Below are 754 nucleotides of genomic sequence, written 5' to 3' on the forward strand. Positions count from 1 at the left end.
CCTGAATTCATAGAATAACTGCAGCACTTTGGATCATACGGTAGAGGCAGGAGGGCCAGCAGCGGTACCCTCTCCGCCTTACCGACCAAAGTGAAGCAGAGTATGGGATACCGACAACTGACCCAGGCACAACGATATCAAATTTTTGCCCATAGGGATGTAGGATTGAGCCAACGTCAGATTGCTCAACAGCTTGGCATTCACAGCAGTACCGTGAGCCGTGAGCTGAGACGTAATTCGGGTGCCAAGGGATATGAACCCGCACAAGCGCAGCGTTACAGCGATCAGAGACGCCGCTCCGCCTGGAAGTGGACAAAGCAACTCCCTAGCCTGATCAATGCCGTAGCTGACAGGCTTAGAGAAGAGTGGAGTCCAGAGCAGATTAGCGGTTTTATGGCGCCGTTGACGGGGATAGGAGTTAGTCATCAATGGGTCTATTCGCTGATCTGGGACGATAAGGCCAAGGGTGGCGATTTGTGGCGACACCTCCGCCAGCCCAAGCGTCGCAGTAAACATCGTGCCCATGCCAAAAGTGCAGGACTAGGCAAGATTCCTAAGCGTGTGGGGATAGAGCATCGGCCACCTGCTATCGAAAAACGCCTCACCATCGGTCACTGGGAAGGCGACACGGTGCTTTATGGGCACAAGCAAGCGGGGATAGTGACGTTGGTAGAGCGACGAAGCGGCTACTTGTTGGCGGCACGTCTGCCAAAGGTAACGGCAGAACTAACGCAGAGAGCCATGGTCCGTTTAC

At 54.4% G+C, this 754-nt stretch carries 1 protein-coding gene; it reads left to right on the forward strand.

The window, feature by feature from the left end; genetic code table 11:
- Positions 1 to 102: 102 nt before the first annotated feature.
- A partial coding sequence (locus ACT3RQ_RS17725) for an IS30 family transposase (protein WP_444680992.1) occupies positions 103 to 754 on the forward strand: 652 nt, incomplete at its 3' end.

The organism is Halomonas sp. AOP43-D1-4 (assembly GCF_052446175.1).
GTDB classification, from domain to species: Bacteria; Pseudomonadota; Gammaproteobacteria; order Pseudomonadales; family Halomonadaceae; genus Vreelandella; species Vreelandella citrativorans.